Raw genomic sequence first — 13,408 nt, forward strand, 5'->3', positions numbered from 1 at the left:
CGGCCCCGAGCAGACGCTCGGGGCCGGCGACGTCTCCTTCCTCAAGCACGAGTTCCCCTCCGAGAAGCCGGAGGACGGCTCACGGCCTCGATTCGCTCAGCGGTCGAAGGCCAGGCGCGGTGCCGCGTTGCGGGCCAGGGCGTGGGCCTGGTCGGGCCACCAGGTGCCGGCGGGCGGGTCGACGACGCCGTACTCGGGGTCGATGGTGCCGCCGGTGTTGCGCGTGCAGCTACCGTCGGACTCGCCGGGGATCTTGATCCACAGATAGGCGTCGACGAGAGGTACGCCGGTGTCGGCGGTGGGACGCGGGCCGAGACCGCGGCCGGGTGCGTTGCACCAGGCCTCCGGATCCCCGGTGTACTTGCCCGGCTCCGGGGTCCAGGCGCCCAGGCCGTTGCGGCTGGTGTCGATCACGAAGTGACGCAGCCCGTCGGCCGGCGGGGTGCCCACGTTCTGGTCGTACCAGGCGTCGGTCCACCGCCAGGTGGTGGGGTCGGTGGAGGAGACCACGTTGCCGGGGGTGCCGTCGTTGGGGGCAGCCGCCGAGTAGTACTGGCCGGCGCACCGCTCGGCGTGGCCACGCGCCTCCTCGGGCCCCTCGGTGGCGTACCACATGCACTTGGCGATCCAGGTGCCGTATCTGGCGTTGTGGTCGGTGGGGTGGGTGTTGGACACGTTCAGGGCGAAGCCGTCACTGTGGCGGACCCCGGCGTCCAGCAGCCGCTGGGCCATCTCACCGACGGGCCGCCATTGGACGTTCCCCGCGTCCAGGTAGACCACGGTGCGCGGCTTGGCCTTCAGGGTCTTCACGGCGTAGGCCAGGTCGGCGATGCGGGCGGCGGTGAGTTCGCCTGTCGGGTCGGTGGTGGGTCCGCAGTCCTTGGGGAGGAGGGCCGTGCCGTCGGGTTCGACGACGACCACCGCCTTGCTGGTGCCGATGCCGGCGGCGAAGGCGTCGATCCACTGCCGGTAGGCGGCGGAGGATGCGGCTCCGCCGCTGGAGTACTGCGTGCAGTCCCGGCCCGGGACGTTGTAGGCGACCAGGACCGGGGTCCGGCCCACGGCCCGGGCCCGGTGGACGAGCTCGCCGACCTTGCCGCGCACCTCGTCGGGCGTGCCCTCGGTGAACCACGCGGCCTGCGGCCAGTCGGCGAGCTTGGCCATGTTCACGGCGTTCTCGATGTCGCCGTTCCCGAAGTCCACGAGGGCCTGCTTGGCGGCCTTGCTGTGCGGGTCCACATAGAGCTTCGTGGCCGGGGTGAGCACGTCCCGCGTGGGTGTGGCCTGCGCCTGCGTCGCGGTGAGAGCGGCGCCCGCGGTGAGGGCCGCGACGACGACGGCCGCGCGGCGCCGAAGGCTGCGTGGATTCATGGTTGCTTCCTGGTCGATGAGGTGGTGGAGGCAGATGCCCGCCGCCCCGGCGGACCGCCGGTTCGCCGGGGCGGGCGGCGGGAGTCCCGGATCAGTAGCCGTAGATCATCTTGTAGGCGACCTCGGGGAGGAACTGTCCGGCCGTGGAGCCGGCTCCGACGCCGCAGTTGCCGTCGGACTCGCCCGGGGTCTTGATCCACAACAGCATCTCGGCGCCTCCGCCCGTCCGGGTGGGGGTGCCGATGCGGCGGCCCGCGGGGTTGCACCACTGGCCGTTGGAGCCGTTGCCGTTGCGGCTGGTGTCCACGACGAACGGCTTGGTGTAGCCGTAGCGGGCACTGAGCTCACTGTTGACGGCGTTGCCGAAGGCGGTGTTCTCGGCGGTCGTGAAGTAGTTGGAGACGTTGAGCGAGAAGCCGTGGGCCTGACGGAGGCCGGCTTCGTGGAGGCGCTGGGCCATGGTCGCCGGACCGACCCAACCGGGGTTGCCGGCGTCCATGTAGACCCAGGTGTTGGGGGCCTGGCGGCTGAACTGGGCGAGGGCGTTGGTGAGCATGGCCTCGCGTTCGTCGATCTGAGCCTGGGTCATGCAGCCGTAGTCCCCGAGGGAGTCGGGTTCGAGGATGACGACCGCCGGGCGGCCCGCGATCCCGCCGGCGAACTGGGCGATCCAGTTCGCGTAGGCGGACGGCGAGGCGGCTCCGCCCGCGGAGTGCCCGCCGCAGTAGTCACGGTTGTAGATGTTGTAGGCGACGAGGACGGGCAGTTTGTCGGAGTTGTCCGCCGCTCCGGCGTACGCCCCCGTGGCCGTGCCGATGGTGCCGCTCCAGGAGCCGAACCAGCGGGCCATCGGGGTGTTGGCGATGGAGGCGTTGATCGCGGACGCCCGGCCGTCGCCGGGATTGGCGGCCACCCACCTCTTGGCGCTGGAGTCGGGGTCCACATAGAACCCGCTGGTCATGGTGGTCGGGTCGGCCGCGTGGGCGGACGGTGCGAGGGCGAGCGCGGACGGCAGGGCGAAGAGGGCTGCCACCAGTATCCGGAGTCTGCGGCGCATGGCTGTACCTCGATTTCCTGAGCGGGGTCCGAGTGCACTGGGAGCGCTCCCACTGGAAGCGGTCCCAATCGTGGAGTGGGCCGGATGAGCTGTCAATGGTCCGCGCAGGACTCGACCTTCACCAGAATGTGAGGTCCACGATGATTGATTGTCTGGAAGCGCTCCCAGTCCGGCCGTCCCCGAGCGCGCCTGCCTGTGACAGACTCCCGGCTCATGGCAGAAGATGCGCCGCGTCGGCAGCCGACGCTCGACGAGGTGGCCGAACGCGCCGGTGTCTCCCGCTCCGTGGCCTCCCGAGCCCTCAACAACGCTCCGCACGTCAGCCGCGCCAAACGCGAAGCCGTCGAACGGGCCGTCCGGCAACTCGGCTACGTCCCCAACCCGACCGCCCGCGCCCTGGCCACCCGGCAGACGGGGGCGGCCGCCCTGGTCGTCTCGGGAGAAGATCCGTCGATCTTCGCCGATCCCTTCTTCGCCCAGGTCATCGTGGGGGCGTCGGCCGCTCTTGAGGAGGCCGACCTGCATCTGATGCTGTGTCTGGCCGCTTCCGACCGCGGCCGCAAACGGGTTGCGGAACTCCTTCGCTCCAGGGGCGCCGACGGCGCCATGCTGATGGCGCTGCGCGAGGACGATCCGCTGACCCGGGTGACCGAGGAGGCGCAGATGCCCGTCGTGTTCGGCGGACGTCCGGTCGGTACGACTCCCCGGTGGTACGTCGATGTCGACAACGTCGGCGGGGCGCGCAAGGCGACCGAGCACCTGCTCTCACGCGGCCTGACTCGTGTGGCCGCGATCTGTGGGCGGCTGGACACCGAGGCCGGGCGCGCTCGGTACCGCGGCTACCGGGACGCCATGCTCGCCGCCGGCCTCGATCCGTTCCCGCCGCAGGAGGGGGACTTCACCGAGCCCAGCGGAGCCGCCGCCATGGCCGCACTGCTGGTGAACCACCCTGATGTGGAGGGGGTGTTCGCCGCCGGCGACAACATGGCGGTGGGAGCACTGCGCACGCTGCGGAAGGCCGGCCGACAGGTCCCCGCCGACGTCGCCGTGGTCGGATTCGACGACCTGACCGTCGCCCGGATCGCCGATCCGCCGCTCACCACCGTCCATCAGCCCATAGAGGCTCTGGGCCGGGAGATGGCGCGCATGCTGGTCGCGCTCGTCAACGGACAGGACCCCACTGCGCTGATCCTGCCGACCCGCCTGGTCGTCCGCTCCAGTGCCTGACGGCTGTGGCGGGGCTCCGGTCGGAGCCGGGGTCCCGTCCGTCAGCGAGTGAGTTGGTCCGGGTGAGCAGGCCGAGCCGCCACGGCGGACTGTTGTGGTCACCGCTCGCGTTCGGGTGGGTTGCTCTCGGACGCGGTCGGCAGGCTCCAGGTGCCGGCCAGGCTGCCGGACGTCCAGGACCGGGAACAACGCCGCCCGTCGGAGCCGATGGCCTCCACGAGCAGCAGGTACTGGTCGCTGCACTGCACCTTGCAGACGTTGCTCGCCTCGACCAGGGCGTAGAAGCGGCATGGACGCGTAGAAGTTGCGTGGCGCGCTCCAGCCGTTCTCATCGCTGATGCCGGGGTTGGTGGAGGAGAGCCGAAGTGGCCCTGGAAACCGACGCAGGGCACTGGCGGGCTCGCGCGGTTGGTGCGTGAGGGAGTGGGTGGCGTTCCTGGCGATCGGGCATGCCGGTACGGGCGCCTGGATCGTGCCGGCGGTCGCGTAGGAAGGAGTAACCCGAGCCAGGTCAGGGAAGCGTGCCTGGAGCGGACACGGACGAAGGCTGCTGGTCAGCTGTGGGCGTCGCCGTCGTGAGACAGACCTCCTGCCGCCCCCGCATACTCGCCGGGTCGCCATGGTGAACCTTGGCTGATCGTGGGGGCGACGTCGTCCCCGGCGGCTCCTCCAGTGCCCGCGGGGACACCATCGCCCGCGCGGACGCGCCCGCGCGCCTCAGGCGGGGGCGACCCGGTGGATCGCCAGCGCGTCCACGCGGTGCATCCTCGTGTCGGAGGGCGCGCACACCAGACGCCCGACCGCCGGGGTACGGCCGGGCAGCGGCTCCTGGCCGCGTAGCTCGGCCTCGACGAACAGGCGCAGCCGTTCGGCACACCTGCGATAGAACCGCAGCTGGGTGCGGCGGCCGAACAGGCGCCACCCGAGGAAGGTGATCCGGTCCAGGGTGGGGGCACCCTGCGAATGGCAGGAGACGACGAACAGCACCTCGCCGGTGTCCTGCCGCTTCACCACCTCGTAGGTGGCCCGGCCGCGTTCCAGGTGACCCTCCAGGGTCTCGTAGGCCCATCCCCAGACGCGGTCCGTCCCGTCGCGCACCTCGTCCACCACGCTGGTGACGCGCACACCGCAGTAGAAGTGCATGCCGTGGAACCGAGCCTCCAGCAGCATGTCGCGGCCGAGCAAGGGTGCGGCGGGGTCGTAGAGCGCGCGCACGATCTCCGGCGGCGAGAACTCGTAGTCGCGGACCAGGCGGCAGGCCCGTTCCCATGGGCCTGCCGGCTCCGGCGGGCCCGGTCGCTCCGCCGGCAGCGCGGTGCGGTGAACGTCGATGTTCCAGGACGGCCGGCGTACCTCGTCGACCGAGTAGTTGACGCGCGCGTCCGCGAGGTCCCGCCACGCCTGTACGGCGTCGAGGCGTCCGAAGGCCCACTTGCCCAGGGAACTCACTGGGAACCTTCGAGCGAGTCGCCGATCAGCCACAGGGTCGGCGGCCACAGACCCACGAAGAGCGCGCGCCGCTCGGCGTTCCCCCGTTGCTCCTGGTCGACGGTCTTCGCGCGCACCCACAACGTCACGCACAGGCCGACGGAGGCGAGCGAGACCAGGTGCAGATGAGTACTCCGCACACCTGCGCGGTGCAGGAGCCGGACCACCATGGGAACCTCCGGGGTCGCTTGCTTGTGTCACTATCTTTTCGGAAGAGTGCACCTTTTGTCAGGGTATACACCTGTTGATGATGTTTCATACGGAGTCTAAGGGGCGGAGATGATGCCTCCACGCTGTCCTCGAACGCTGGCCGTGCTCGCGCGGTGGCTTCTGGGCACAGGGCTGGTCTCGTGGCGCTATCTGTGGGAGACGACGCCTTTGCACCGAGGCGGCGAGTGCCGCGGTGACGAGACGGACCTCCCACCGCGGCTGCCGCCCGCAGCGGCCGACAGCCGGGTGCAACGGGCGCAGGACGGCTACGGCCCCCTCTTCCACCGCCTCTTCCGCGTGCGCATCGCCGATGCCGACGTCGGTCCGGACCGGCTCATCGAACGGGTCTGCCGCGATTTCAAGCGCTTCGTTCCCTCCGAGGTGGTCGACATCCACACCGGTGAGCTCCGTGACCACGGCCTGGACGTCGGGGACGAGCTGCTGGTGGAGATGCCAGGACCCTGGAACGGACCCGTCAAGGTCGTCCATCGTGACGTCGACCGTCTGCACCTGGTGACCCTGCGCGGTCACATGGAGGCCGGTCAGGTGCAGTTCCGCGCACGAGAGGAGGACGGCCTGCTGGTCTTCGAGATCGAGCTCTGGGCGTGCCCCGGCAGCCGCCTGGTGCACCTTCTGTACTCGCACCTGCGCCTGGCGAAGGAGATCCAGCTCAACATGTGGGTCCGCTTCTGCCTGGCCGCCGCCGCGATGTCGGGGGGCCGACCGGCCGACGGTGTGCACATCTCCACCCGCCGGCTCGAATCGCCGGACAGGATCCCCGTGCGCCCGCTCTCCCCGGCCGGGAAGAACTCTCCGGGCGGCGCGCCGACTCAGGGGGCATCGTCGGCGGACCGGTTCGGTCAGCCGGGCGCGAGCCGGGACCGCCGACGCAGGGACGGCACGTGATGGCCGGCCCGCTCCAGGACCGGACCGTCGTGATCACCGGGGCCGCGCGCGGACTGGGAGCGGCACTGGCGCACGAACTGGCCCGGCGCGGGGCGCGCCTGGCACTTCTCGGCCATGAGGGGTCCGAGCTGGATGCCTTGGCGGCCACCCTGCCCACACCGGCGCTGGCGGTCGAAGTGGACGTCACCGACAACTCCGCCCTGGACGATGCGGCGGGCGAGGTCCGCGAACACCTCGGCCGGCCGTCGGCGGTCGTGGCGAACGCGGGAATCGCCGAGGGAGGCCCTTTCGCGACGTCGGACCCCGCCTCATGGCGCCGTGTCATCGACGTGAACGTGACAGGCAGTGCCCACACGGCGCGGGTGTTCCTGCCCGATCTGAGGGCGACAGCGGGCTACTTCCTCCAGATCGCGTCGCTCGCGTCACTCGGAGCCACCCCGATGATGAGTGCCTACTGTGCCTCCAAAGCGGGGGTGGAAGCCTTCGCCCACGCCCTCCGGGCCGAGGTGGCGCACGAGGGGATCGCGGTGGGCGTCGCCTATCCCGCCTGGGCGGACACCGACATGATCCGCGAAGCCGAGGACTTCGCCGCCCTGCGCGAACTGCGCGTGCACATGCCGCCCGGCGTCCGGGACATCCGTCCGGCAGAGGCGGTCGCCGCCCGACTGGCGCGCGCCGTCGAGCGCCGCAGCACCGCCGTCTACATCCCGGCGTGGCTGCGTCTCGTCCAGCCCCTGCGCTGGGCCCTGCCGCCCCTGGTACTACGGCTGGCCCGGCACCATCTGCCCCGCTGGGACGCCGGACGGCCGCTGCGTGCCACGGACAGGCTGGGCACCGGTGGACGGGCCGACCGCGCCGCGGCCACACCGGACGGCGACCGACGGGGCTGATCCCTGCCCACAGCACCGAGCGGGACCGGAAGCGTTCTGTCGCAGCGCGGCGGCACCGCACCGGGCGGAACGCACTGGGCGACGTGGGTTCCCGTCGCGGAATCGGCCGGAAACCCCCACGCTGGAAGAGCGGGAACAGATCCCTCGGCACCGGTGCCGAGGAAACGCGAGGCGGCAGGAACCGCGAGGACGAGGTGGGGGGAGCGCTGGTCAGCGCTGGTCGTACACGGAGGCGCCCGACCGGAAGCGGCGACTCACGATGGCGTAGCGCCGGGTACGGCATCGCGTGCCGCACCGCCCGGAGTTGTCCGTCACCCGTCCGGAGCGTCGGCGGCGTCCCTGTGCGGGTGCGGGCGTCCCTGTGCGGGTGCGGTGAGCCGGCGACGGCCGGCGACGCGCACGCCCGGCTTCGCGGCGATCCGCCGCCCGCACCAGGGAATCCACAGCGACCGAAGGAGTGTGCAGATGAACACCCCTCCCCGTTCCGGTGCGCTCCGGCACCACCCCGCCGGACACGGCCCCGACGTGAAGTTGCTCGGCATCTATCTCAATGACCACCTTGCCGTCGACACCCTCGGCGCCGAACGCGCCGCCCGTCTGGCGCGCGCCTCCCGGGGTTCCGCACTCGGCCGCGCGCTCGGGCCCGTCGCGGCAGAGATCGCCCAGGACCGGACAGCGCTGCTGGCCGTCATGCGGGATCTCGGTGTTCCCGTTCGCCACTACAAGGTGTGTGCCGGCTGGGCCGGCGAGAAGATGGGACGGCTGAAACCCAACGGCCGGCTGGTACGACCCTCTCCACTGGGCACCGTGCTGGATCTGGAAGCGCTGCGGCTGGCGGTCGAGGGCAAGGCGGCCGTCTGGCAGACCCTGCGCCGGCTCAGCGCGACCGACGAGCGCCTGGACCGTGCACGCATCGAGGTGCTGCTCCAGCGTGCCCGGCGGCAGCAGGAGACCATCGAGGAGTGGCGTCTGCGCCAGGCCGAGGAAGCGCTGGCCACGACGTCCGGCTGACCCGCCACTGCCGGGCGGGGTGCCCAGGCTGAGCCGCTCAGGAAGCAGCAGCGCCCTCATCGCATACGTGCACACGGCCCAACCCGCTCGGCTCCCCCGGCTTCCGCCGCGCCGGCGGGCTCAGCGCCGGGGAGCCGGTGAGCCGGCGGGCGTGCGTCCTGCCGCGCTGCGGTAGGCGGAGATACCCAGGGCGAGCAGCCAGTAGCTGAACAGCGCGCCCATCAGGGCGGTCGTACCCCAGCCGTTCGCCGCGTAGAAGTGCGCGGGGGTGTGGCCGAAGAACACGGACGGCACGAAGGCCAGGTTGATCCCCGCCAGCACAAAGGCGGAGCGGCCGGTCCAGCGCGGCAGCACCTTCGTACGCGAGACCGCGCATCCCACGGCGGTCAGGAAGAACGCGAGCATGAGGCGGCCGATCGACCCGTAGAGGAGGTAGGTGGCGTGGACCGTGATGGTGGGGTCGATCGGGTGGTCGGCGGCGATGACCGCTCCGCCTTCCAGTCCGCTGGAGACCAGGGTGACCGTCGCGTAGACCAGTCCGGCGGCAAAGGCCAGGGTGCCGATCCACTCGCTCGCGGGATCCGTCCTCTTGACCAGCTCACGGAAGGCCGTGACGAACACGACCAGGAGTGCCAGCGCGAGGATTCCGACGAGGAGCCTGGCCAGGACGTTGGAGTCCGGTGGCGGGCCGGAGTAGAGGAAGTACAGGGGTACTTCGACGATGAAGGCGGCTGCGCCGGCGATGCCGGCCAGCCCTGTCAGCCGCCTGGCGACGGTTTCGTTCATGGCTGTCCCCCTGGAGTTCGTGTGGTGGGTTCCTCGTCGGTTCGTCCACGGCGTGCGGTTCGACGGGCTCTTGCGACGGTCGTTCCCGGGATCACCCGAGGCCGTTCCAGAACCCGCAGTGGTGGCGGGACCGCGTCGTGCGGGTGGCGACGACGTGGTCCGGCGCCAAGGAGAGCACCGTCCGCCGGGGCCAGTGCGGTGATGACGGGCCGTTCGGGTCGGCGCCGCGGGCGAAGCGTGTCCAGTAGTCGATCATGGTGTCGGCCAGCCGGTGCTGCGCCGCGGTCAGGCCGCGGGGACGGCCGCCCAGATCGAAGAGGTACGGCAGTTCGCTCGCGTGCGGTGCGCCGAGCGGGAAGGGCGGCGTGCCCGGGGTGAGCGGCGGGGCGTGTTCGTCGGCGAACTCGTAGCGCCACACGGGAACCTGGGCGGCGAGCAGGTCGCCGGTGCGCGCCGTCGGGCAGGCGAAGTCGGCGTCGCCGATGACCGCGCCGAACACCGGGCCGCCGTCGCTGCGGTGCACCGGGTACGCGCGGACGATCGCCCTCGCCTGTCCCGGTGCGGGGAAGAAGGAGGCCACGACGTCGGGCCAGGTCTCCGGGGTGACGGGATAACCGGCCTGGATGATCCCGGCGGCCCACCCGTTGCCCTCGTCATGGGTGTGGCCGATCAGTACGGGAACGTGGTGGAAGTGGCCGTCGGTGATCGCCGCCGCGGAGTCGTCGGGCAGCAACGGCGTTCCGTTCGCGGGCTGTTGGTCCACGCTCTGGGCGGCGAGCAGACGGGAGACCGCCACGTGCCTCAGGCAGGTCAGGACGTCGCCTGCGGAACCGCAGCCGACTCTCGCCGCGAAGTCCGCGCCCGCTGCGCGCGCCGCGGGCAAGGGGACGGACGACGGGGCGAACGGTCGCTCGGGACTCCCTGTGCAGGGGCCGCTCTCGATGATCGCCCGGTCGAACAGCCCGGCCGCGGCGGGTGAGGTCAGCTGGGCGCAGACGCTGTAGCCGCCCGCCGACTCGCCGGCCAGGGTCACGTTGTGCGCGTCGCCGCCGAAGGCGCCGATCTCGGCGCGCACCCAGCGCAGCGCGGCCTGCTGGTCGGCCAGGCCGAACGTGCCGGAGCCGGGCAGCCCGCTGTGCGCGAGGAAACCGAGGGCGCCGAGGCGGTAGTTGACGGTGACGATCACCACGTCACCGCGGACGGCCATGCGATGGGCGTCGTACGAGCTGCCCGCTCCGGTGGTGAACCCGCCGCCGTGCAGCCACACGATGACCGGCCGGGGGTGTGCCGTTCCGGCGCCGTCGGGCGTCGTGACGTTCAGGTGGAGACAGTCCTCGTCGGTGCTGCCGGTGGGCACCTCGCCGGCCGGTTGCGGGCAGGCGCTCGCGGGGCGGGTCGCGTCCCGTGTCCCGGACCAGGTGGCCGCGGGGGAAGGCGGCGCCCAGCGCAGGCTGCCGACCGGCGGCGCCGCGTAGGGGATGCCCGCGAAGGTGCGGTAGCCGTCGCGGTGGACACCCCGCACCAGGCCGTGGTGGGTGCGGACCACCGTGGCGGCGGGCGGGGCGGGCCGCGCCGGTGGCGCAGCCGACCAGGCCGTCGTGAGGACGGCGGTCAGGGCGCAGCCCAGAGTGGTCAGGACGCGGTGCGTGGTCATCGTCTCCCCGTTCGGTCAGCTGCCGCCCATGCCGCCCTGCGCGGCGATGATGGTCGTCGGAAAGGCGCGTACCGCCTTCTCCAGGCCCGGCGCGAGGGTGGCGAGAGACCCGGTGCAGGTGTCGATGCGGGCCCGGAAGGTCTTCTGGTCCCGCCGGGACACCACGGAACGGACCCCACCCGCCGCTGCCGGCGCCGGCAGCGCGGCGTCCGCGGCGGGGACGTCCCGCACCGCACGTCCCCGTGCCGGACCGCGGACAGGCGGGCGCGGAGCGCGGCCGGCACGGCGCGGTCCGTCACGCTCGGCCGACGTGTGCCGAAGCGGGTACGGGGCGCCTTCGCGGTGAGGAGTCCCGCCGCGATGGGCCGGTCCTCCGCGTCCGTCAGGGTGTGTGTGCGGTGGCGGCGCACGAGGTGCTTCCAGCTGTGGCCGTCGGCCGCGTCGCGCAGAACGCGGTCCAGGACGGGGTTGCCGGCCGGTCCCGCACCGGAGACGGTGACCGTGCCGCCATGCTCCTCCAGCCGGCCGCGCATCGCGAGGTCGAGCAGGGCTGCGGCACGGACCAGCAGAGCCGCGCGGGAACGGTCGTAGGGAGCTTCGGCTGCCTCGTCGTGGGCCGGCGGATACAGGGTGCAGGGCAGGTCGTCGATCACACCTCGACGCTAGGTCCGGCACCTCCGGCCGCACATCGGCCGCGGGAGGGGGCCGGCACTGGGAAAGCGGGAGGAGCGCGGCCCGGGTCTCCTCCCTGGGGAGGAGGCGGCTGTCAGGGGTGTCGCGGCCGTACGAGGCCGTGGTCGTAGGCGGCGACGACGGCCTGGACGCGATCGCGCAGGTTCAGCTTGCGCAGCACCGCGGTGACGTGGTTCTTGACGGTGGCCTCCGACAGGCGCAGCCGCTCGGCGATCTCCGCGTTCGACAGCGCCTGCCCGATCAGGGTGAGCACCTCCCGTTCGCGGGCGGAGAGGTCCTTCAGGGACGGCGGCGGCGCCGGGTCGGGGGTCGTGCGCAGGAACCGGTCGAGGACACGGCTGAGGACGCTCGGTGCCAGCAGCGCGTCGCCCCGCGCTGTGACGCGGATGGCGTCGACGAGTTCGCCCGGACGGATGTCCTTCAGCAGGAAGCCGCTCGCTCCTGCCCGCAGAGCGGCAACCACGTGCGCGTCCACATCCCAGGTGGTCAGCACGAGGACCCGGGCCCGGCTTCCGCTCGCCGCGATCCGCCGGGTCGCCTGGATGCCGTCCAGGACGGGCATGCGTACGTCCATCAGCACCACGTCGGGCGCCAGTTCGCGCGTCAGCCGCACCGCCTCCCGGCCGTCCGACGCCTCACCGACCACCTCCAGGTCCTCACGGGCGTCGATGATCATGCGGAATCCGGTACGGACCAGGGCCTGGTCGTCGGCCACCACCACCCGCAGTGTCATGAGGCGCGCTCCACCGGCAGCCGCACCGCCACTTCGAACCCGCCTGCGGGCCGTGGGCCGGCGCGCAGGCTACCTCCCACGAGCCGTGCGCGTTCCTTCATCCCCACCAGTCCGCGTCCCGCTCCGGTCCCCGCCGAAAGTCCCTGCGCCGTACGCCCGTTGTCGACCACCGTGATCTCCAAGCAGGGTCCTTCGTCCAGCACGCGCACGCTGACCTCATCGGCACCGACCGCGTGGCGCAGCGTGTTGGTCAGGGCCTCCTGGATGATCCGGTACGCCGTCAGGTCCACCGCGGCGGGCAGGCCGTCAGCGGCCCCCTCGTGGTGCACGTGTACGGTCATCCCCGTCGCGCGCACCGTGTCGGCGAGCTCGTCCAGACGCGTCAGTGAGGGCCCCGGCGTCCGCGGCTCCCCCGTCGCGTCCCCGCCCGCCTCGGGCCCGAACGCGCGCAGTGTCAGGCGCAGTTCGCCCAGCGCGGAGCGGGCGGCCACCTCGATGTCCCGCAGCGCCTGACGGGCCTGGTCCGGCCGCTCGGTGAACACATCGTCCGCGGCACCCGCCTGAATGACCATCACCGACAAGGTGTGCGCCACCACGTCGTGCACGTCGCGCGCGATCCGCGCACGCTCCTCCACCACGGCCCGGCGCATCTCCGCCCCCATCCGCTCCTGCTGCGTCCTGCGCCACTGCCCCAGGGTCCACGCCAGGACCACCGCCAGCACATAGACCGCCGGGCCCGCACTGCCGCCCGCCCGGAACGCCAACGGGACCGGCAGACACATCGCCGCGAGCGCCCACAACGACACCCGCCGTGGTCTGGTGGCCGACAGCACGCACAACGTGACCTGCGCCGCGAGCAGCGCCCCCGTCAAGGTCACCGCTGGCAGCAGCGCCCACACCGCGATCCCCGTCGCCGTGTTCGCGACCAGTACGGGGACCGGGGCGCGTGTCTGCCACCTCAGGGCACCGGTCTGTACGAGAACCAGGGCCGTGGCCACGATCAGTCGGCGGCCGTCCTCCGCACCGGCGACGGCCGCCGGGATTCCCAGGGCCGCGATCACCAGGCCTGCCGACCCGCACCACAGCGCCCGGGCCGTCCGGGGCGACAGCTCACCCCGTGTCTCCCCGGCGAACGCGTCGTTCTGCTGACGTGTGCTGGCGTCCACATGCCGACCCTATCCAGCGGCGCGGCGATACCAGCGCCTCCCCTTCAACGCGGACGTCTCGCGGATGCCGGGGCCCGCAGCCCTGTTGCCCGGCGCGTCACAAGGTCCGGCACCCCCATCGACCTTCCGTGGGGCAGAGACAGCTCCGGAGATGGACGGGCGGGCGGGTGCCGGGGCGGATGCGGCTCTGGCCCGGTTTGGCGACCTGCCGGCGTT

12 protein-coding genes and 2 pseudogenes are annotated in these 13,408 nt (G+C 72.2%); 4 read left to right on the forward strand and 10 right to left on the reverse strand.

Going from position 1 to position 13,408, the window contains the following annotated elements; translation table 11 throughout:
* Positions 1-96: 96 nt before the first annotated feature.
* Together IE273_RS22610 and IE273_RS22615 are read right to left on the reverse strand one after the other, a co-directional pair.
* Positions 97-1,371 carry a glycoside hydrolase family 6 protein gene (locus tag IE273_RS22610; protein ID WP_189816995.1) on the reverse strand — a complete coding sequence of 425 codons (1,275 nt, stop codon included), beginning with the start codon at positions 1,369-1,371 and terminating at the stop codon, positions 97-99.
* Between the two features lie 91 nt (positions 1,372-1,462).
* Entirely contained in the window at positions 1,463-2,428 is a 966-nt protein-coding gene (locus IE273_RS22615; RefSeq protein ID WP_189816996.1) for a glycoside hydrolase family 6 protein, read from the reverse strand.
* Between the two features lie 213 nt (positions 2,429-2,641).
* Here IE273_RS22615 and IE273_RS22620 point away from each other — a divergent pair, with 213 nt between their 5' ends.
* Positions 2,642-3,655, forward strand: coding sequence for a LacI family DNA-binding transcriptional regulator (locus IE273_RS22620; protein ID WP_189816997.1), 1,014 nt, complete (start codon positions 2,642-2,644; stop codon positions 3,653-3,655).
* 49 nt (positions 3,656-3,704) lie between these two features.
* Here IE273_RS22620 and IE273_RS22625 read toward each other — a convergent pair.
* The 3 genes and pseudogenes from IE273_RS22625 to IE273_RS22635 all read right to left on the reverse strand — a co-directional run.
* Positions 3,705-4,009 (reverse strand): annotated as a pseudogene (locus IE273_RS22625) (non-reducing end alpha-L-arabinofuranosidase family hydrolase); the annotation flags it as partial.
* 363 nt (positions 4,010-4,372) lie between these two features.
* Positions 4,373-5,104 (reverse strand): DUF1990 family protein, encoded by a 732-nt coding sequence (locus tag IE273_RS22630; RefSeq protein WP_189816998.1) that lies wholly within the window; start codon positions 5,102-5,104, stop codon positions 4,373-4,375.
* Entirely contained in the window at positions 5,101-5,283 is a 183-nt protein-coding gene (locus IE273_RS22635) for a hypothetical protein (protein WP_229887351.1), read from the reverse strand. The genes IE273_RS22630 and IE273_RS22635 overlap by 4 nt, the downstream gene beginning before the upstream one ends.
* Positions 5,284-5,422: 139 nt before the next feature.
* Between IE273_RS22635 and IE273_RS22640 the strand changes: the two genes are divergently transcribed.
* The 3 genes from IE273_RS22640 (at position 5,423) to IE273_RS22650 (ending at position 8,160) form a co-directional block, all read left to right on the forward strand.
* Positions 5,423-6,259, forward strand: a complete 837-nt coding sequence (locus IE273_RS22640) for a DUF1990 domain-containing protein (RefSeq protein WP_229887352.1) — start codon at positions 5,423-5,425, stop codon at positions 6,257-6,259.
* Positions 6,259-7,149: an SDR family oxidoreductase gene (locus tag IE273_RS22645; RefSeq protein WP_373309385.1), complete on the forward strand. Its 891-nt coding sequence runs from the start codon at positions 6,259-6,261 to the stop codon at positions 7,147-7,149. The genes IE273_RS22640 and IE273_RS22645 overlap by 1 nt, the downstream gene beginning before the upstream one ends.
* Before the next feature lie 465 nt (positions 7,150-7,614).
* Complete coding sequence (locus IE273_RS22650) at positions 7,615-8,160, forward strand: hypothetical protein (RefSeq protein ID WP_189817000.1); 546 nt, start codon at positions 7,615-7,617, stop codon at positions 8,158-8,160.
* A gap of 120 nt (positions 8,161-8,280) precedes the next feature.
* Here the strand turns inward: IE273_RS22650 and IE273_RS22655 are convergent, their stop codons facing one another.
* The 5 genes and pseudogenes from IE273_RS22655 to IE273_RS22675 all read right to left on the reverse strand — a co-directional run bounded on the left by IE273_RS22655 (position 8,281) and on the right by IE273_RS22675 (position 13,192).
* Complete coding sequence (locus IE273_RS22655) at positions 8,281-8,946, reverse strand: hypothetical protein (RefSeq protein WP_189817001.1); 666 nt, start codon at positions 8,944-8,946, stop codon at positions 8,281-8,283.
* Between the two features lie 91 nt (positions 8,947-9,037).
* The gene (locus IE273_RS22660; RefSeq protein WP_189817002.1) at positions 9,038-10,600 is read right to left on the reverse strand and encodes a carboxylesterase/lipase family protein; all 1,563 of its coding nucleotides are present in this window, start codon (positions 10,598-10,600) and stop codon (positions 9,038-9,040) included.
* A gap of 15 nt (positions 10,601-10,615) precedes the next feature.
* Positions 10,616-11,253 (reverse strand): annotated as a pseudogene (locus IE273_RS22665) (GPP34 family phosphoprotein).
* 113 nt (positions 11,254-11,366) lie between these two features.
* Complete coding sequence (locus IE273_RS22670; protein WP_189817003.1) at positions 11,367-12,026, reverse strand: response regulator; 660 nt, start codon at positions 12,024-12,026, stop codon at positions 11,367-11,369.
* Complete coding sequence (locus IE273_RS22675) at positions 12,023-13,192, reverse strand: sensor histidine kinase (protein ID WP_189817004.1); 1,170 nt, start codon at positions 13,190-13,192, stop codon at positions 12,023-12,025. Before IE273_RS22675 ends, IE273_RS22670 begins: the two co-directional genes overlap by 4 nt.
* Positions 13,193-13,408 lie beyond the last annotated feature (216 nt).

The organism is Streptomyces olivaceoviridis (assembly GCF_014650115.1).
Lineage (GTDB): Bacteria > Actinomycetota > Actinomycetes > Streptomycetales > Streptomycetaceae > Streptomyces > Streptomyces olivaceoviridis.